At 40.4% G+C, this 17,942-nt stretch carries 18 protein-coding genes and 1 pseudogene; 11 read left to right on the top strand and 8 right to left on the bottom strand.

All coding sequences use genetic code 11. The features are described from left to right. Positions 1 to 75 precede the first annotated feature (75 nt). Positions 76 to 482, top strand: a pseudogene (locus ODU34_RS03325) (dihydrofolate reductase family protein). Positions 483 to 524: 42 nt separating this feature from the next. Here ODU34_RS03325 and ODU34_RS03330 read toward each other — a convergent pair. Then, positions 525 to 1,508 carry an L-lactate dehydrogenase gene (locus ODU34_RS03330; protein WP_002940816.1) on the bottom strand — a complete coding sequence of 328 codons (984 nt, stop codon included), beginning with the start codon at positions 1,506 to 1,508 and terminating at the stop codon, positions 525 to 527. Positions 1,509 to 1,696: 188 nt separating this feature from the next. On the opposite strand from ODU34_RS03330, the gene gyrA reads away from it, so the two are divergent. The 3 genes from gyrA (at position 1,697) to radC (ending at position 5,691) form a co-directional block, all read left to right on the top strand. After that, positions 1,697 to 4,141 (top strand): DNA gyrase subunit A, encoded by a 2,445-nt coding sequence (gene gyrA, locus ODU34_RS03335; protein WP_105178524.1) that lies wholly within the window; start codon positions 1,697 to 1,699, stop codon positions 4,139 to 4,141. A gap of 6 nt (positions 4,142 to 4,147) precedes the next feature. Beyond that, positions 4,148 to 4,897 carry a class A sortase gene (locus ODU34_RS03340; RefSeq protein ID WP_002935254.1) on the top strand — a complete coding sequence of 250 codons (750 nt, stop codon included), beginning with the start codon at positions 4,148 to 4,150 and terminating at the stop codon, positions 4,895 to 4,897. A gap of 113 nt (positions 4,898 to 5,010) precedes the next feature. Next, the gene (gene radC / locus ODU34_RS03345) at positions 5,011 to 5,691 is read left to right on the top strand and encodes a DNA repair protein RadC (protein WP_002935253.1); all 681 of its coding nucleotides are present in this window, start codon (positions 5,011 to 5,013) and stop codon (positions 5,689 to 5,691) included. Here radC and ODU34_RS03350 read toward each other — a convergent pair. The 7 genes from ODU34_RS03350 to ODU34_RS03380 form a co-directional block, all read right to left on the bottom strand. Further along, on the bottom strand, positions 5,688 to 6,380 hold the full coding sequence (locus tag ODU34_RS03350) for a gamma-glutamyl-gamma-aminobutyrate hydrolase family protein (RefSeq protein ID WP_105121010.1): 693 nt from the start codon (positions 6,378 to 6,380) through the stop codon (positions 5,688 to 5,690). The genes radC and ODU34_RS03350 overlap by 4 nt on opposite strands. Positions 6,381 to 6,383: 3 nt before the next feature. After that, positions 6,384 to 7,022, bottom strand: a complete 639-nt coding sequence (locus ODU34_RS03355; RefSeq protein ID WP_002935251.1) for a redox-sensing transcriptional repressor Rex — start codon at positions 7,020 to 7,022, stop codon at positions 6,384 to 6,386. A 134-nt stretch (positions 7,023 to 7,156) separates the two neighbouring features. Further along, positions 7,157 to 7,360, bottom strand: coding sequence for a DUF4649 family protein (locus tag ODU34_RS03360; protein ID WP_024378702.1), 204 nt, complete (start codon positions 7,358 to 7,360; stop codon positions 7,157 to 7,159). 1 nt (position 7,361) lies between these two features. Next, positions 7,362 to 7,706 (bottom strand): DUF1831 domain-containing protein, encoded by a 345-nt coding sequence (locus tag ODU34_RS03365; protein WP_024407230.1) that lies wholly within the window; start codon positions 7,704 to 7,706, stop codon positions 7,362 to 7,364. A gap of 1 nt (position 7,707) precedes the next feature. After that, the gene (locus ODU34_RS03370; RefSeq protein ID WP_105178525.1) at positions 7,708 to 8,823 is read right to left on the bottom strand and encodes a cysteine desulfurase family protein; all 1,116 of its coding nucleotides are present in this window, start codon (positions 8,821 to 8,823) and stop codon (positions 7,708 to 7,710) included. A gap of 11 nt (positions 8,824 to 8,834) precedes the next feature. Next, positions 8,835 to 9,812 (bottom strand): ribose-phosphate diphosphokinase, encoded by a 978-nt coding sequence (locus ODU34_RS03375; protein ID WP_012775438.1) that lies wholly within the window; start codon positions 9,810 to 9,812, stop codon positions 8,835 to 8,837. A gap of 144 nt (positions 9,813 to 9,956) precedes the next feature. Then, on the bottom strand, positions 9,957 to 10,523 hold the full coding sequence (locus ODU34_RS03380; RefSeq protein ID WP_024378698.1) for a CYTH domain-containing protein: 567 nt from the start codon (positions 10,521 to 10,523) through the stop codon (positions 9,957 to 9,959). A gap of 86 nt (positions 10,524 to 10,609) precedes the next feature. Between ODU34_RS03380 and ODU34_RS03385 the strand changes: the two genes are divergently transcribed. From ODU34_RS03385 to ODU34_RS03415, 7 genes are read left to right on the top strand one after another with little or no spacing between them, the layout of a single operon-like run. Beyond that, positions 10,610 to 11,281 carry a GTP pyrophosphokinase family protein gene (locus ODU34_RS03385; RefSeq protein ID WP_002935242.1) on the top strand — a complete coding sequence of 224 codons (672 nt, stop codon included), beginning with the start codon at positions 10,610 to 10,612 and terminating at the stop codon, positions 11,279 to 11,281. Beyond that, positions 11,265 to 12,083, top strand: coding sequence for an NAD kinase (locus tag ODU34_RS03390; RefSeq protein WP_105178526.1), 819 nt, complete (start codon positions 11,265 to 11,267; stop codon positions 12,081 to 12,083). Before ODU34_RS03385 ends, ODU34_RS03390 begins: the two co-directional genes overlap by 17 nt. Next, the gene (locus ODU34_RS03395) at positions 12,083 to 12,976 is read left to right on the top strand and encodes an RluA family pseudouridine synthase (protein ID WP_012027041.1); all 894 of its coding nucleotides are present in this window, start codon (positions 12,083 to 12,085) and stop codon (positions 12,974 to 12,976) included. The genes ODU34_RS03390 and ODU34_RS03395 overlap by 1 nt, the downstream gene beginning before the upstream one ends. 17 nt (positions 12,977 to 12,993) lie before the next feature. Next, positions 12,994 to 13,968 carry a phosphate acetyltransferase gene (gene pta, locus ODU34_RS03400; RefSeq protein WP_012775151.1) on the top strand — a complete coding sequence of 325 codons (975 nt, stop codon included), beginning with the start codon at positions 12,994 to 12,996 and terminating at the stop codon, positions 13,966 to 13,968. A gap of 1 nt (position 13,969) precedes the next feature. Beyond that, positions 13,970 to 15,709, top strand: a complete 1,740-nt coding sequence (locus ODU34_RS03405; RefSeq protein WP_105178527.1) for an ABC transporter ATP-binding protein — start codon at positions 13,970 to 13,972, stop codon at positions 15,707 to 15,709. Continuing rightward, positions 15,696 to 17,438: an ABC transporter ATP-binding protein gene (locus ODU34_RS03410; RefSeq protein WP_105178528.1), complete on the top strand. Its 1,743-nt coding sequence runs from the start codon at positions 15,696 to 15,698 to the stop codon at positions 17,436 to 17,438. Before ODU34_RS03405 ends, ODU34_RS03410 begins: the two co-directional genes overlap by 14 nt. After that, positions 17,422 to 17,814, top strand: a complete 393-nt coding sequence (locus tag ODU34_RS03415) for a PaaI family thioesterase (RefSeq protein ID WP_164503906.1) — start codon at positions 17,422 to 17,424, stop codon at positions 17,812 to 17,814. Before ODU34_RS03410 ends, ODU34_RS03415 begins: the two co-directional genes overlap by 17 nt. The last annotated feature ends 128 nt before the right edge of the window (positions 17,815 to 17,942 follow it).

Raw genomic sequence — 17,942 nt, forward strand, 5'->3', positions numbered from 1 at the left:
TAGGGACTTTTGGTTGAGAATAGGAAGAATGACTGGTATAATAGTTTGTCACTAAGGTATGAAATGAGGTTAATTGTGAGACGATTGGTGTTAAATATTGCAATGAGTTTAGATGGATTTATTGCACGTAAGGATGGAAGCTACGATTGGATTGAAGGACATCAGGAAAAGCAATTTATCGTTGCGAGTCATACTGAGCAGACGGACTATGGTAATGTGCGTTTCGTAAGGGACGTCATCGGGAGATTATGGAACTTCGCTCTCAAGAAGGTGGAGATATTTGGTTGTTTGGTGGGGCAAGTCTGGTTCAGGACTGTTTAGAGGCGGGAGTGATTGATCACCTTATTATTGGGATTATTCCTACTATTTTGGGTGACGGTATTCCACTTTTCGCCTCACTTTTGGAAGAAAAGAAATTGCTCTTGGTAGAGTCAACTGTCACAGATGGAATTGCTATGTTACGTTATGATATAAAAAAGTAAAAAAGGCGAGCTATTGCTCACCTTTTTTACTTTTTTATATAATTAGTTTTTTACACCAGCTGCAATTTCTGGGTTTGCGAAAGCATCATCAATGATGTCTTTCAATTGTTTAGCAGATGCTTGCATTTTTTGCAATTCAGCTTCGCTCAATGGGATATTGACTGGACGAACGATACCGTGGGCACCGATGATAGCAGGTTGACCGATGAAGACATCTTCAACACCTTCGTATTGGCCAGCTTGGTAAACTGACAATGGAAGTACTGCATTTTCATCATCAAAGATTGCTTTAGTGATACGTGCAAGTGCAACACCGATACCGTAGTAAGTAGCACCTTTTTTGTTGATGATTGAGTAGGCTGCATCACGAACAGATACAAACAAGTCAACAAGACCTTGCTCATCAATATCGCGGTTATCTTGTAACCAGTCGTACAATTTCACACCAGCAACGTTGGCATGTGACCAAACTGCAAATTCTGAGTCACCGTGCTCACCCATGATGTAAGCGTGAACTGAACGTGCGTCGATACCGATTTTCTCAGCCAATGCTTGACGGAAACGAGCTGAGTCAAGAGAAGTACCAGAACCGATAACACGCTCTTTAGGGAAACCAGAGAATTTCCAAGTTGAGTAAGTCAATACGTCAACAGGGTTAGCAGCAACAAGGAAGATACCGTTGAAACCAGAGTTAACGATTTCTGTAACGATTTGTTGGTTGATACGAAGGTTTTTCTCTACCAATTCAAGGCGAGTTTCACCTGGTTTTTGTGGCAAACCAGCTGTCAATACAACCAAGTCTGCGTCATGAGCATCTGAATACTCAGCAGAGTAGATTTTTTTAGGGAATGTGAAGGCCAATGCGTGGCTCAAGTCTTCTGCATCACCTTGAGTACGGTCTTTGTTGATATCGATGATACCCAATTCTTGACCAATCCCTTGGTTAACAAGAGCATAAGCATAAGCAGAACCTACGGCACCGTCACCGACAAGGATTACTTTTTTGTGTTGTTTAGTTGCAGTCATTGCTAAACATCTCCTTAGTTTTATTTGGGGATGACTTCATCCCGACCATAATACATTCTAGCATGTTTTAAGCTTTTTGTCACTTGTGAAAGCGCCTTTGAAAATGTTTACATGCTAGTTTCCAACAAAGAAATTTATTCGCCAATATGGTATAATAGAAGCACAATGACTGTTGAAAGAGGCATATAATGCAAGATAAAAATTTAGTAACGGTTAATCTGACCAATGAGATGAAATCATCCTTCATCGACTATGCGATGAGTGTTATCGTTTCACGTGCTCTGCCTGATGTACGTGATGGTCTGAAGCCGGTTCATCGCCGTATTTTGTATGGGATGAATGAATTAGGAATTACACCGGATAAACCACATAAAAAATCAGCCCGTATCACAGGGGATGTTATGGGTAAATATCACCCGCATGGAGATAGTGCGATTTACGAAGCAATGGTTCGTATGGCACAATGGTGGAGCTACCGTCACATGTTAGTTGATGGTCACGGAAACTTTGGTTCCATGGATGGCGACGGAGCAGCCGCTCAGCGTTATACAGAAGCACGCATGAGCAAGATTGCGCTTGAAATGCTTCGTGATATTAACAAGAACACGGTAAATTTTGCGGATAACTATGACGCGAGTGAACGTGAGCCTGAGGTTTTACCTGCTCGTTTCCCTAACCTTCTGGTTAACGGAACGACTGGTATCGCCGTTGGTATGGCTACCAATATTCCTCCACACAACTTGGGTGAGACTATCGAGGCAGTTAAGCTGGTTATGGACAATCCCGAGGTAACAACACGTGAGGTTATGGAAGTCTTGCCTGGACCAGATTTTCCGACAGGTGCCTTGGTTATGGGGAAATCTGGAATTCACCGTGCTTATGAAACTGGTAAAGGTTCAATAGTTCTTCGTTCCCGCACAGAAATTGAAGAATATGGAAATGGTCGAGAACGCATTGTTGTTACAGAGTTTCCATACATGGTCAATAAGTCCAAGGTTCAAGAACATATTGTCAAATTAGTCCAAGAAAAACGTATTGAAGGAATCACTGCTGTTCGAGACGAATCCAACCGTGAGGGTGTACGATTTGTTATCGAAGTTCGTCGTGATGCTTCTGCTAACGTTATTTTGAATAACCTATTTAAGCAAACCCAGCTTCAAACCAACTTTAGTTTCAACATGTTGGCCATCCAAAATGGTGTACCGAAAATCCTTTCTGTACGTCAGATTCTAGAGTCTTATATTGAACACCAAAAAGAAGTAGTCACTCGCCGTACACGATTTGATAAAGAAAAGGCTGAGGCGCGTGCTCATATCTTAGAAGGCTTGCTGATTGCTCTTGACCATATTGATGAGGTCATTCGCATTATCCGTAATTCAGAAACTGATGCTATTGCTCAAGCTGAATTGATGGAGAAATTTGACCTTTCTGAACGTCAGAGTCAGGCCATTCTTGATATGCGTCTTCGTCGTTTGACAGGTTTGGAACGCGACAAGATTCAATCAGAATATGATGAGTTAGTGGCATTGATTGCAGATTTGGCTGATATTCTAGCTAAGCCTGAGCGTGTTGTTCAGATTATTAAAGACGAATTAGAAGAAGTCAAACGTAAGTATGCTGACCCACGCCGTACAGAATTGATGGTTGGTGAAGTTCTTTCCCTTGAAGATGAGGACTTGATTGAAGAAACTGATGTTTTAATCACTTTGTCAAACCAAGGCTACATCAAGCGTTTGGCACAGGATGAGTTTCAAGCTCAGAAGCGTGGAGGACGTGGGGTTCAAGGAACTGGCGTCAAGGATGATGATTTTGTACGAGAATTAGTCTCTACAAGCACTCATGATCGCTTGCTCTTCTTCACTAACAAGGGACGTGTTTACCGTCTCAAAGGCTATGAAATCCCAGAATATGGTCGTACTGCAAAGGGACTTCCAGTAGTCAATTTGCTTAAATTGGAAGAAAACGAGGCAATTCAAACCATTATCAATGTAACTAAGGACCAGGAGGCAGATAGTTATCTCTTCTTTGCAACTCGCCAAGGTGTTGTAAAACGGACTAGTGTGTCAGAATTTGCCAATATTCGCCAGAGCGGTCTGAAAGCTTTGAATTTGAAAGAAGACGATGAACTCATCAATGTTTTCTTAACAAATGGTCAAGCAGACATTATTATGGGGACTAAGTTCGGTTATTCTGTACGTTTCACTGAAACAGATGTTCGTAATATGGGCCGTACAGCAACAGGTGTTCGTGGTATCAATTTACGCGAGGGAGACCAGTTAGTTGGCGCTACTATGATTTCTGATGACCAAGAAGTACTCGTATTGACGGAAAAAGGTTTTGGTAAACGTACACCAGCCAGTGAGTATCCAACCAAAGGTCGTGGTGGTAAGGGTATCAAGACTCTTAAAGTTGCTGATAAGAATGGCTCTCTAGCAGGTTTGACAACGGTATCTGGTGATGAAGATATTATGGTTATTACCGATACTGGCGTGATTATTCGTACAAGTGTTGCGAATATCTCTCAAACTGGTCGTTCAACCATGGGGGTAAAAGTGATGCGCTTGAATGATGAAGCGAAAATCATGACCTTTGCCTTGGTAGATGCTGCCGAAATTAAAGAAGAAAAGGAATAAATAATCATGTCAAAACGTGAGAAAAAGAAGAAGCGTAAAGGTTCTTTTTGGCGCAATTTTTTAACAGTTGTATTGATACTGATTTCCTTGGCATTGATATTTAATACCTCTATCCGTAATTTTATTATCGGCTGGAATACGAATAAATACCAGATTAGCAATGTTACGACAGAGGATATCGAAAAGAATAAACAGGCTGAGACAACATTTGATTTCGAACAGGTTCAGTCTATTTCTACAGAGGCTATTTTAGCAGCTCAGTGGGATGCACAACGCTTACCTGTAATTGGTGGAATTGCGGTTCCCGAGCTTGGTATCAACCTTCCTATTTTTAAAGGGGTCTTCAATACTTCGCTCATGTATGGAGCTGGTACCATGAAGGAAAACCAAGAGATGGGGAAAGGAAATTATGCGTTGGCCAGCCACCATATTTTTGGTGTAACTGGTGCGGCAGATGTTCTCTTTTCACCGCTTGATCGTGCTAAAAACGGCATGAAAATCTATATTACTGACAAGACCAATGTTTACACCTACGTTATTGATAGTGTGGAAATTGTTTCGCCTGAAAGTGTCTATGTCATTGATGATGTAGAAGGACGTACAGAAGTTACGTTAGTGACATGTACGGACTATTATGCTACGCAACGTATTGTTGTAAAAGGAGTTCTTGAATCAACAACTCCATATAATGAAACTGCAAAAGACATCTTAGATTCCTTCAATAAGAGTTATAATCAGTATGATTATGGACAATAAAACATCTATATATTAAGAATAAAGAAGTGGTATGAAACTGAGGAGATATTCTTTGGTTTTATATGGCTTCTTTTTTTGCAAGATTTTACGAATAGATAGGTGAGGAGGAAATTATGTATCAAATTGAATTTAAAGAAGAGGCCATTCTACCTAGAGAACGTTTAGTAGAAGTTGGAGCTGAGCGTCTCAGTAATCAGGAATTACTAGCAATTTTTATTAGAACTGGGACAAAAAAAGAACCTGTTTCTATTCTCTCCAATAAATTATTGAATCGTTTGGAGAGTTTAGCGGCTCTAAGAGAACTATCAATTGAAGAATTGCAAAGTTTGACTGGAATTGGGCGCGTCAAGGCGATTGAAATTAAGGCTATGATTGAACTTGGAAAGCGTATCAATCAATCAGAGCTACTCTTAAATGAGAGAATTTTGGGAAGTGAGAAGTTGGGACGTAAGATGATTCATGAAATCGGGCATAAGAAGCAGGAGCATCTAGTTGCACTTTATCTCAATACACAGAACCAGATTATCAGTCAAAAAACGATTTTTATTGGGAGTGTTAATCGTAGCATTGCAGAACCACGTGAAATTTTGCATTACGCAGTAAAATGTATGGCAACATCGATTATCATCGTTCATAACCACCCGTCGGGTTCAGTACAACCGAGTAGGAATGATTTGCTATTTACAGAGAATTTAAAAGAGTCCTGCGAAAAGCTAGGACTGGTATTATTAGATCATTTAATTGTTGGAAATAAGGATTACTATTCTTTTAGAGAAGAAAGTGAGTTATTTTAAAGTTTATTGACAATATAGTGGAAGAGGTCTTTTTCAATCTCACGTTTACCGTAGAGTAGTTCAGGATGCCATTGAACCCCTAAAAATTTAGTTGGGTAGGCTGAATGAACTGCTTCAATAATTTGTTGATTATCCGATAGTGCAATGATTTCTAAGTCAGGTGCTAAGTCTTTGATAGCCTGGCGGTGAAATGAGTTTACACTCGGATCGGACTTATATATGTCGTAAAGTGGACTATTTTGAGTCAATTGAACCGTTTGACTGACTTCTTGTCCGTCTATGTCTTGCCAATGTTCAGAAATTGATTGATGAAGGCTACCACCTTGAGCTACATTGTAGAGCTGTAGACCTCGGCAGATACCGAAGATAGGTTTCTGATTTTCTTGGGCAGCCCTTATGAGGGCTAATTCAAACTCGTCACGCTTTGGTAGATAATTATCGCTGTCAATAGTCCTTTCTTCGTGATAGTAACTTGGCTGGACATTTTGTCCTCCTGTTAGGATGAGTTTGTCAATAAGATGGATATAATATTTTGCCAAATCAGGCTCTGTAACAGGAAGGATGAGTGGGAGTCCGCCAGCATCTTCAATAGCTTGTACGAGGCAAGTCTGGGTATAAGAAAGCAGGGGTTCTGTATGATCCCCTGTTTTATATTCATTTCCAGAAATACCAATAACTGGTTTTTTCATTGCTTATCCTTTTCGCATAAAGTAGAGTAGTGTCTGTAATTCACTAGTCAAATCAACATACTGAACAACGACATCTTTTGGGACAGACAAGTTAACTGGCGAAAAGCTCAGAATCCCCTTAACACCAGCTTCAACAAGAATATCGGTCACTTCTTGCGCTTTGACGCTGGGTACCGTTAGAATGGCTGTCTGAGAGTTTGCTTCGCTGATACGTTCCTTGATTTCTGAGATTGCATGGATTGGGATATTTTCATCTGTCGTTCCAACAGCTGGATTATCATCTGCTTCAAAAGCCATGACTATTTTCATTTTATTTCGTTCGTGGAAGCGATAGTGTAGTAAGGCCCGCCCCATATTCCCGACTCCAACAAGCATAACATTGGTGATGGAGGTATCATTTAGAATATCCGCAAAGAAATCCATCAACTCTTTGACATTGTAGCCAAAGCCACGACGACCAAGCTCTCCAAAATAGGAAAAATCTCGGCGGACGGTAGCCGAATCGATTCCGATAGCTTCAGCAATTTCTTTTGAACTAGCTTTTTCAATATTTCCTGCATAGAAACGTTTAAAAATGCGATAGTAGAGGGATAGACGTTTGGCAGTTGCGCGTGGAATATCAGATTTTTTATCGTTTTTCACTTTAGACTCCTTTATTTCGATAGAATACGCTTTATCGATTATTTATATATTAAACAGTTCTTTATTCTATTCTAGTCCAAGTTTGTGAAAAAATCAACAGATTGATTTTAAAAAAAGATTAAACAGGAAACTGTCTAATCTAGTGTTTGTAAATAGCGATAGAGATCCCCGATTGTCCCTTTGTAATCCAGAGCTTGTCCGTCTTGTGTAATGCTGGTAACTGGATAATAGTCTGGGAGGGTTAAGCAACCGGAAAAAGCCAGAATGGCTGCATCTTTATTCTCAAATGTTTGGATACGTTCTTGCTTGTAAGCATCAAGATAGTGAATTTCAATCATACTAACCCTCTTTTGTAAAGATGTCACGGTCAATCAAGCTATCCATGAGGAAATAGAATTTTTCTTGAATAACCTTATTACTTTCTGGCTTAAAAATGTTTACCAGATGAAGACCAGACTTGTCGGTAATGTTAATTTTAAAACCAGTTAGGTCTTGATTGATAATAATTTTCAAGAGGAATCCTTGGTTTGAATTTGGAATTTCTTCCAGAAGACGTGTAAGCTGATAGTGGCCTGCTTTGGTTTGTTCAAAGGTGTTATCACGGAGTGTATATTTTTTGATAGCAGGGCTAATGTGATAAGTAAAATTACAATCTTTTAAGGTAACTGATTGTTGGAATGCCATTTTAACCTCCAAATATTTTCTTTAGTTCGATGATAAGAGTATCTATCTCTTCTTTTGTATTGATTTCAGATAGGCTGATACGAATGGATTCTTTCAGACGATGGGAGTCTTTTCCATACATAGCTTCTAAAACATGGCTATTTTGGACAACACCTGCCGTACATGCGGAACCGCTAGAAACAGCGATACCTGCCAAATCTAGTTGCATGAGTAGTTGTTCATTAAGTTTACCAGGAAAACCGATATTAAGGACATGAGGGAGATGAGGTCCAGCCTGATTGAGATAATAGTCTAAGCCAGACAATCCCTTGATAATATGTTGTTGCAGTTCACTGACATGCTTATGATGCGTATCTAAGGACTCATATTGTTCTGTTAGGGCAGTCGCCATAGCAGCAATAGCAGGGAGATTCTCAGTACCTGCTCGATGTTGCTGTTCCTGCTTTCCGCCGTGGATCAAGGAATCAAATTTATGAACTTTACTATACAGGAATCCCATCCCCTTTGGACCATGGAATTTATGGGCAGAGGCCGCGAGGAAGTCAATTCCGTAGTCAGAGGGAGAAATTGCAATTTTTCCAATTGCTTGGACAGCATCTACATGAAAGACGGCCTGATGATCGGCTAGGAGCTCTCCAATTTCCTTGATGGGAAGTAGCTGACCGGTCTCATTGTTAGCAAACATGACGCTGACTAAAATAGTATCTGGTCGAAGGGCATCCTGAATTTGTTGAGCGGTGATTACTTGATCGACTGGTTGGATATAGGTTACCTCGAACCCAAACCGCTCCTCTAGATATTGCATGGTATGGAGGACAGCATGGTGTTCGATAGCCGTAGTAATCAGGTGTTTTCCTTTGGATTGATGTGCAAGTACATAGCCTTGAATAGCTAAAGTATCAGCTTCGGAGCCTCCAGATGTGAAAATAATTTGTTCAGGAGAGGCGGAGAGAATCTGAGCAATCTCTTGACGACTTTGTCTAAGAGATTGATTGGCTTTTCGACCGCTTTGATGGATACTGGAGGGGTTTCCATAATTTTCTTGAGCCACTTCCATCATCCGTTGGAGTGCAGTAGGAGATAGAGCAGTGGTTGCTGCATTATCTAAATAAATCAAAGAGTTTACTCCTAGTTTTCTTTTTCAGGACTAGTAAATTTGAAAAGTGGGCTGAGTGGCTGATGTTCTTGGATGCGGTGGATGGCATCTGCAATCAAGTCACTAGCTGTTAGGAAGGCGATATTTTTAGGATGCTGTTCTTTGCTTGCAACAGAATCGGTAACTAATATTTCTTTGATTGGTGCTTCATCTAAGAGTTGGGCTGCAGTTCCCGCAAAGAGACCATGGCTGGCAACTGCATAAATTTCAGTAGCGCCACCTTCTTGGACAATTTTTGAAGCTTGTGAGAAAGTGCGACCTGTATTGAGAATATCGTCCACCAAAATAGCTTTTTTACCAGCAACATCACCAATAATATAGCCTTCAGAACGTTCAGAATCATCTTGAGCGTAGTCGATAATCGCAATCGGTGCATTTAGAAATTCAGCGATATTACGTGCGCGTTTGATACCAGAATTTTTAGGACTCACAATGACGACATCTTCTCCGCAGAGTCCTTTTTCCATGTAGTAAGCTGCAAAAAGTGGTTCTGTAAGGAGATTGTCTACTGGAATATCAAAGAAACCTTGAATTTGTGAAGCGTGCAAATCAAGAGTCAATACACGGTCGACACCAGCTTTAACCAGCATATTTGCAACTAATTTAGCTGTAATTGGTTCGCGTGGAGAAGCGGTACGGTCTTGACGAGCATAGCCGAAATAAGGGATGACCGCTGTAATGGTGTTGGCACTAGCACGTTTACAAGCATCGATCATAATCAATAATTCCCACAAGTGATTATTGACCGGATAGCTTGTTGATTGGATAATGTAGACGTCTACGCCACGTACAGATTCTTCAATGTTAATTTGAATCTCACCATCCGAAAACTGACGAGAAGACAGTTTTCCAAGAGGAATTCCAGCAGAATCAGCAATTTTTTCAGCAATATCACGGTTGCTATTGAGTGAGAATAATTTAATGTTATGTTCACCGAGTGGTTGTACCATTTTAAAGTAACTCCTTTTACACACTGAGCTTTTATGATGACATAAAAGTATTTTTTACAATAGATAGTTCTATTCTATCAAAAAAATGAGAAATTTTCAGTAGTGAAACTAAAAAATCAACCTTATTTGGCTGATTTTTTATAGTTATTTCATGTAGGCAGCTGTTCGTGCGACCTTACTACTAGCATATTTGAATTGAATTGATTTCTTCTTAAGGAATTCATCAAAAAGAATTTTCCCTGCATCTGCATCGGTCACTTCGACTTCTAATTCATAATCTTTTTGTCCCACATAATCATTTTCATCGAGAGCCATAAGACCTATAGATGTCTGTTTCTCATAGCGTTTTGTCGTGAGGCTTCCCCAGACAGCAAGTTTATCAAGTGGAATCTCTGTTGCAGAAATAATGTCAGAAATTTGTCCTGCTGGTAGTTGAAAATTTTCCAGTAAATGATGAGCAGTTTGGATGTCTAGAACTTGGTTATATTCTTGATTTCCGACTTCTTGTGGAATTTTTAAGGTTAGTTCTGCTGAGTCTTCAAATGTACGAATACGGAGTGAAAAGCGGTGATTCTTCATATCTAGGTCTGGGGTATCAATGTAGTGGTTTGTTTGAAGAATTGGGCTCACATCTGAAAAGTCAGTAAGCAGGCGTTTGTATTCGGATTTGGTCAGTAAGGTTTTATACTCAATTTCAAGGTGGTTTTTCATGCAGTAAACCCTTTCAATGTGTTATAATAGATTAGTCTTTGTGTTATTCTAATACAATTTAAAAGTTTTGACAAGAAAGGGGCCGTATGGACTTTAACTGGGAAGAATTTTTAGACCCCTATATTCAGACAGTTGGTGAATTGAAAATCAAACTGCGGGGGATTCGCAAGCAGTATCGCAAGGCTAATCGGCATTCTCCAATTGAGTTTGTCACAGGACGGGTAAAACCGATTGAATCCATTAAAGAAAAAATGGCCCTGCGACATATCAAATTGGAAAATCTTGCTCAAGATATGCAAGATATTGCCGGTCTTCGGATTATGGTTCAATTTGTGGACGACATTGAAGAAGTATTAGCTATTTTGCGGAAACGTAAGGATATGCAAATTGTGCATGAACGGGATTATATCAACAATATGAAAGCCTCTGGCTACCGTTCATATCATGTGGTGATTGAGTATCCTGTGGATACTATAAATGGCAACGAGACGGTTCTGGCAGAGATCCAGATTCGAACCCTTTCCATGAATTTCTGGGCTACAATTGAACATTCTCTGAATTATAAATATAAGGGGAATTTTCCAGAAGAAATCAAGAAACGCTTGGAAGTTACAGCAAAAATTGCCTATGAATTAGATGAGGAGATGCGAAAAATCCGCAACGACATTCAAGAAGCGCAGGCCTTATTTGATCCTGCCTATCGCAAACTGAATGACGGTGTGGGCAACAGTGATGATACAGATGAAGAATACAGGTAGAAAAAAAATCGTTCTGCTCGCTAGTCGAAATCCTAAGAGTGAAGCGGTGTCCAAAGAATTATGGACAAAGTTAAAAGAAGCAAATTTTATTTTGACTCCTAAAAATCCAGATATTGTCATTTCTATCGGTGGAGATGGGATGCTTTTATCTGCTTTTCACAAATATGAAAAGTTGATTGATCGTGTACGTTTTGTAGGAATTCACACGGGTCATTTGGGGTTTTATACAGATTATCGCGATTTTGAAGTGGACAAGCTGATTGAAAATCTTAAGCTTGATACAGGTGCTAGAGTATCGTATCCGATTTTAAATGTTAAGGTCAAGATGACAGATGGCCGCATTGTCGAGGCGCGTGCCTTAAATGAGGCGACAGTAAAACGTCTTTCTAAGACCATGGTCGCAGATATTATTATTAACAATGTGCCCTTCGAACGCTTTAGAGGGGATGGAATTTCGGTTTCAACGCCGACAGGCTCAACAGCCTATAACAAGTCATTAGGTGGTGCTGTTTTACATCCAACAATCGAGGCATTGCAGATTGCAGAAGTGGCAAGTTTGAACAATCGTGTTTACCGCACCTTGGGTTCATCCGTTGTTGTCCCTAAAAAAGACAAGATTGTGATTGAACCAAAGCATAGTGACCGTTACTCGATTGCGGTGGACAATAAGACTTTTGTCTATGATAGTATTGAAAGTATAGAGTATCAGATAGACAATAGTAAGATTCATTTTGTTGCAACACCGAGCCATACTAGTTTTTGGAATCGGGTTAAGGACGCCTTTATTGGAGAGGTGGAGTAATGCGGTTTGAATTCATTGCTGACCAGCATACGAAAATAAAGACTTTCCTTAAAAAACACGGTGTCTCTAAAGGCCTATTAGCGAAGATTAAGTATACCGGCGGCAATATCTGGGTCAACGATATTGAGCAAAATGCAACTTACTTGCTTGATATTGGAGATAGGGTTACAATTGACATACCTGCTGAAGAGGATTTGACTGGTAGTTTAAAGCCGATTTTCTTTCCGTTGGATATTGTCTATGAAGATGATCATTTTCTGGCGATAAATAAGCCGGTTGGCTACGCCTCCATTCCTTCTGCCTTGCATTCATCCACAATCGCAAATTTTGTAAAAGGTTATCTCATTGAGCAGAATTATGAGAATAAGCAGGTTCATATTGTGACTCGTCTGGATAGGGATACATCAGGTGTCATGCTGTTTGCCAAGCACGGCTATGCCCATGCACGACTCGATAAGCAGTTACAGGCCAAGCTTATTCATAAACGTTATTATGCTTTGGTGAAGGGGAATGGGCAGCTAGAAGAGACAGGGGATATTATTGCCCCTATCGGTCGTCCAGAAGATAGCATCATTACCCGTTGTGTGACAAAGAATGGAAAATATGCTCATACTTCCTATCGTGTTGTGCAATCGTGGGGAGATATTCATTTAGTAGATATTCAACTACATACTGGGCGGACTCATCAGATTCGTGTTCATTTTTCTCACATTGGATTTCCGTTGTTAGGAGATGATATGTATGGTGGAAGTTTGGAATGTGGGATAGAACGTCAAGCCTTACATTGTCATAATTTAGCCTTCGACAATCCTTTTTCAGCCGAAAGGATTGATTTGGAAGCACCGCTTCCTGAGGATTTTCAGGCTGTTATCAATCAGTTAATAAGTAAATAAATTTAAGGAGTTTGTTCATGAAAATTTTTGAGCAATTAGCTACAAAGCTAGAGGGTAAAAAAGTACGTATCGTATTGCCAGAAGGTGAAGAACCACGTATCTTGCAAGCGACAAAACGTTTGGTAAATGAGTCGGATGTAGTACCCGTCTTACTTGGAAACCCAGATCGTATTAAGATTTACCTTGACATTGAAGGGATTACAGAAGGTTTTGAAATTATTGACCCAGCTCATTATGATAGATATGATGAGATGGTAGCTGCTTTGGTAGAGCGCCGTAAAGGTAAGGTATCAGAAGAGCAGGCACATGAGTTGTTGAAAGATGTTAACTACTTTGGTGTTATGTTGGTATATATGGGCGTAGTAGAAGGTATGGTATCTGGTGCGATTCATTCAACCGCTTCAACAGTTCGTCCAGCTCTTCAAATCATTAAAACAGAGCCAGGTGTGTCGAAAACATCAGGTGCCTTCTTGATGGTAAAAGGTGAAGAGCGTTATATTTTTGGTGACTGTGCTATCAACATTGATCCAGATGCTCAAACCTTGGCAGAAATCGCTATCAACTCAGCACGTACTGCTAAAATGTTTGGTATCGATCCAAAAGTTGCAATGCTTAGCTATTCAACAAAAGGTTCTGGCTCAGGTCCTAAAGTTGATAAGGTGGTTGAAGCAACTAAAATTGCTCAAAAATTGCGTCCGGAGTTGGATTTGGACGGTGAATTGCAATTTGATGCTGCCTTTGTCCCTGCTACAGGTAAATTAAAAGCACCAGGTTCGAGTGTTGCTGGTCAAGCGACTGTATTTATCTTCCCAGGTATCTCAGCTGGTAATATTGGTTATAAAATTGCCGAACGTATGGGTGGATTTGCAGCGGTAGGTCCTGTTTTACAAGGTTTGAATCAGCCTGTAAACGACTTGTCTCGTGGTTGTAACCCTGATGATGTTTACAACTTGACCTTGATTACTGCGGTTCAGGCTTTGGAGCACCGTTAATATGAAATTTTTATCACGATATTTTAAGGACTATATTAAGGAATCCATATTAGGTCCAGTTTTCAAACTATTGGAAGCTTGTTTTGAGCTTTTGGTACCATTAATTATCGCCTATATCGTTGATACAATTATTCCAAATGGCAGCCAGGGAAACCTGGTTGCTATGCTTTTTTTACTGGTTGGTCTAGCATGTATTGGAATTATTGTTTCACTAATAGCGCAATATTATTCAGCTAAAGCAGCGGTTGGAGTGACTAAAGAGCTGACGAATGACTTGTATCAGAAGGTTCTTTCCCTTCCAAAGTCTAGCCGAGATATTCTTTCCTCATCCAGCTTGCTGACACGATTGACCAGCGACACTTTACAAATTCAAACAGGTATTAATACTTTTCTTCGTTTGTTTTTACGTGCTCCAATTGTCGTATTTGGTTCGCTCATCATGGCATTCTATATTAGCCCAAGTCTATCTGCCTATTTTCTAGGAATGATTATCCTATTGATTTTTATAGTGACAGTCATTTCTGTTATAACCAGCCGTATTTATCAGTCGATGCGAAAAGAATTAGATGGTTTGGTGGGGCAGGTACGTGAGACAGTGACTGGTTGGCGAGTGATTCGTGCATTTGGACAAAGAGAGCGGGAAATTAAGGCTTTTCAAGGCATAAATCAGATTTATAAGAAGCAACAGTTGCAGGCTGGTTTTTGGTCTAGTCTTTTATCACCATTGACATTTTTAGTGGTCAACAGCACTTTACTCATTCTCATCTGGCAGGGGAATATAGCCATTTCACACAATTTGTTGGAACAGGGTATGATGGTCGCTCTTATCAACTACCTTCTTCAAATTTTAGTAGAATTGGTCAAGATGATTATGGTCGTGTCTACTCTCAACCAGACCTATATTTCAGCGCAACGTATTCAAGAGGTTTTTGACCAAACATCTGAGGATGTAGAGTCTAGTTTGCCAAAAGTGGTTAGTGAGGATAAGGAGATCATCTTTTCTGTGCGCCATCTTTCCTTTTCTTATCCAAAATCTGCTGAGGAGTCCCTGTCTGACATTGCTTTTGACCTACGTAAGGGACAGTTTATGGGAATTATCGGGGGAACTGGGTCAGGTAAGTCCACCCTAGTAGATTTATTGCAGGCACTCTATTCAGTGCCAACAAATCAGCTCTCTCTCTTCATTGACGGAAAAAGTCCTAAGAATTTAAAAGAGTGGCGGCAGCGAGTTGCTATCGTTCCGCAACAGGCTCAGCTTTTTGCTGGAACTATTCGTTCTAATCTATCTTTAGGATTGGAAGAAATATCTGATAGTGACCTATGGTCTGCATTAGAAATTGCTCAAGCTAAATCTTTCATAGAAGACAAGGGTGGTTTGGATAGTCCAGTCGAAGCCTTTGGGAAGAATTTTTCTGGTGGTCAAAGACAGCGGTTGACAATAGCACGCGCCATGTTACAAAAGGCTCCGATTTTGGTTTTAGATGATGCAACATCTGCTCTGGATTATTTGACGGAGAGTCGGTTATTGGCTGCGATTTGTCGTGAATTGCCTGAGCAAACCTTAATAATGGTATCTCAGAGAACCAATAGTTTACGGACAGCTGATCAGATTTTAGTCTTGGAACAAGGGCGTCAAGTTGGACTTGGTCGCCATGAGGACTTGCTGAGAAGCTCTGCTATTTATCAAGAAATTCACCAATCGCAACAACAAGGAGAGGAGGATAGCTATGAGACAATCTAGTTTTAAGGAACTGGTCAGATTGGTTTTACGCCAGCCTCTTCGAATGTCCTTGATGTTGGTGGGAACTTTGGTGCAAGTGCTTCTGACAGTTTATCTGCCAATCTTGATTGGTCAGGCAGTCGATGCCGTATTGATAGCAAATGGTCAGGTCTTACTCGGTATCTTAGGCAAAATGGTAATGGTTATCTTGCTTAATACGCTGGTGCAATGGTACTTACCTTTGGTAACCAATCGCTTGGTTTACGGAATGGTGGCCGATTTGCGTGAACAGGTCTATGTGAAGCTGCACCAGATGCCCCTATCTTATCTTGATCGTCAATCAGTCGGTGATTTGGTGGCTCGTTTTTCAAGTGATAGTGAGCAATTAACAAATGGTCTCTTGATGATTTTCAATCAATTTTTCATTGGTATCTTGACCATTTTCCTAACCATTTTCACTATGGCTAGGCTTGACTTGACGATGATGTTGCTGGTTGTGGCATTAACTCCAGTTTCTCTGCTTGTGGCACGCTATATCGCTAAGAAATCCTATGGTTATTATAGACAACAGACTCAGGCACGTGGGAAGCAATCTCAGCATTTGGAAGAGTCCATCAGTCAATTGACACTGGTTCAATCTTTCAATGCTCAAGAGCAATTTACGCAAGGTTTTCAAGTTGTGAATAACCAATATGCGACCTATTCCCAACAGGCCATCTTTGCCTCTTCAACGGTCAATCCAAGTACGCGGTTTATCAATGCTATTATTTATGCCTTACTTGCAGGACTAGGAGCTCTGAGAATTATGGCAGGGCAGTTTACAGTGGGTTCACTGACAACTTTTCTCAATTATGCTAGTCAGTACAGCAAGCCTTTTAATGATATTTCCTCGGTCCTATCGGAATTGCAGAGCGCCTTAGCTTGTGCAGACAGACTGTTTGCTATCTTGGCTTTAGATAGCATTGATGATCAGGCTGAGCGGGAAATTGACTCTGAGGAGCTGAAGGGAGCTATTTCCTTTGAAAATGTGTCTTTTTCCTATAGTCCTGATCGTTCTCTGATTGAACATCTGGATCTTGCTGTCAAAGCTGGCCAAAAGGTAGCCATTGTTGGACCTACTGGTGCTGGTAAATCAACCATGATTAACCTTCTCATGCGTTTCTACGATGTAACGGCTGGTCAAATTACTTTAGATGGGGTTCCGATTAGCCAGTACAGTCGTGAGGATCTTCGCAGACAGATTGGGATGGTTTTACAGGAGACATGGATCAAATCTGGTACCATTCATGATAATATTGCCTATGGCTATCCAAATGCCACGCGGGAATTGGTCATTGAGGCGGCTAAGGCAGCTAATGCAGACTTCTTTATTCGTCAGCTTCCGCAGGGGTATGATACAGTTTTGGCAGATGGAGGTGAAGCCTTATCCCAGGGACAACGTCAGCTTTTGTCTATTGCGCGTGTCTTTGTTAAAATACCTAAAATCCTGATTTTAGATGAGGCGACTTCCTCTATTGATACACGGACAGAAATTTTAGTACAGGAAGCATTTGCCAAATTGATGGAAGGACGGACCAGCTTTATTATTGCTCATCGGCTATCAACCATTCAATCAGCTGACTTGATTTTGGTCATGGTGGACGGAAAAATTGTTGAGCAAGGGAATCATGAAGCATTGATGGCTGAACAAGGCGTTTATTATCAAATGCAAACAAGTCAGCAGACAGAAGAGGATGAAAGTGTTAGATAAATTAAACTTACAACCGATTACGGTTTTAGATGACTATCAAGCTACAATGCTCAATGAGAAAGAGGTGCTACTGACCACAAAGGTGACGGAAAAATCTCTCAATCCATACGGCATAGCACATGGAGGCTTTCTTTTCACATTGGCAGATTCAGTTGCAGGTCTGACAACGGTAGCAAGGGGGACTTATTCTGTTACCCTACAGTCCAATATACATTATATGAAGGCAGCTAAACTTGGTGATACCTTATCAGTAATAGGCTCTTGCACACATGATGGAAGTAGAACAAAGGTCGTCGAAGTTAAGATAGAAAATCAAGATAAACAGCTACTTGCTTCAGCAAGTTTTACCATGTTTGTAACAGGTAAAGTAGAATAAAATTCTTCGAACATCAAAAACAGACAGTCTTGGCTAGATTTAGAGAAACAAATTCATTCGCTCAATCTCCAACCTCCAAAGTTTCCTCAAACCTTTGTAGAGACGAACTTCGTTCGCTCTATTTCCAA

Source organism: Streptococcus sp. 2018WUSS126, from assembly GCF_044427425.1.
Taxonomy (GTDB): domain Bacteria; phylum Bacillota; class Bacilli; order Lactobacillales; family Streptococcaceae; genus Streptococcus; species Streptococcus hashimotonensis.

Coding starts and splice junctions, on each gene's coding strand:
- ODU34_RS03385 (WP_002935242.1), top strand. CDS start 10,610: ATGGACTTTAACTGGGAAGAATTTTTAGACCCCTATATTCAGACAGTT.
- ODU34_RS03415 (WP_164503906.1), top strand. CDS start 17,422: ATGAAAGTGTTAGATAAATTAAACTTACAACCGATTACGGTTTTAGAT.
- ODU34_RS03340 (WP_002935254.1), top strand. CDS start 4,148: ATGTCAAAACGTGAGAAAAAGAAGAAGCGTAAAGGTTCTTTTTGGCGC.
- ODU34_RS03405 (WP_105178527.1), top strand. CDS start 13,970: ATGAAATTTTTATCACGATATTTTAAGGACTATATTAAGGAATCCATA.
- pta (WP_012775151.1), top strand. CDS start 12,994: ATGAAAATTTTTGAGCAATTAGCTACAAAGCTAGAGGGTAAAAAAGTA.
- ODU34_RS03365 (WP_024407230.1), bottom strand. CDS start 7,706: ATGGCATTCCAACAATCAGTTACCTTAAAAGATTGTAATTTTACTTAT.
- ODU34_RS03395 (WP_012027041.1), top strand. CDS start 12,083: ATGCGGTTTGAATTCATTGCTGACCAGCATACGAAAATAAAGACTTTC.
- ODU34_RS03360 (WP_024378702.1), bottom strand. CDS start 7,360: ATGATTGAAATTCACTATCTTGATGCTTACAAGCAAGAACGTATCCAA.
- ODU34_RS03390 (WP_105178526.1), top strand. CDS start 11,265: ATGAAGAATACAGGTAGAAAAAAAATCGTTCTGCTCGCTAGTCGAAAT.
- radC (WP_002935253.1), top strand. CDS start 5,011: ATGTATCAAATTGAATTTAAAGAAGAGGCCATTCTACCTAGAGAACGT.
- ODU34_RS03410 (WP_105178528.1), top strand. CDS start 15,696: ATGAGACAATCTAGTTTTAAGGAACTGGTCAGATTGGTTTTACGCCAG.
- ODU34_RS03330 (WP_002940816.1), bottom strand. CDS start 1,508: ATGACTGCAACTAAACAACACAAAAAAGTAATCCTTGTCGGTGACGGT.
- ODU34_RS03380 (WP_024378698.1), bottom strand. CDS start 10,523: ATGAAAAACCACCTTGAAATTGAGTATAAAACCTTACTGACCAAATCC.
- gyrA (WP_105178524.1), top strand. CDS start 1,697: ATGCAAGATAAAAATTTAGTAACGGTTAATCTGACCAATGAGATGAAA.
- ODU34_RS03350 (WP_105121010.1), bottom strand. CDS start 6,380: ATGAAAAAACCAGTTATTGGTATTTCTGGAAATGAATATAAAACAGGG.
- ODU34_RS03375 (WP_012775438.1), bottom strand. CDS start 9,812: ATGGTACAACCACTCGGTGAACATAACATTAAATTATTCTCACTCAAT.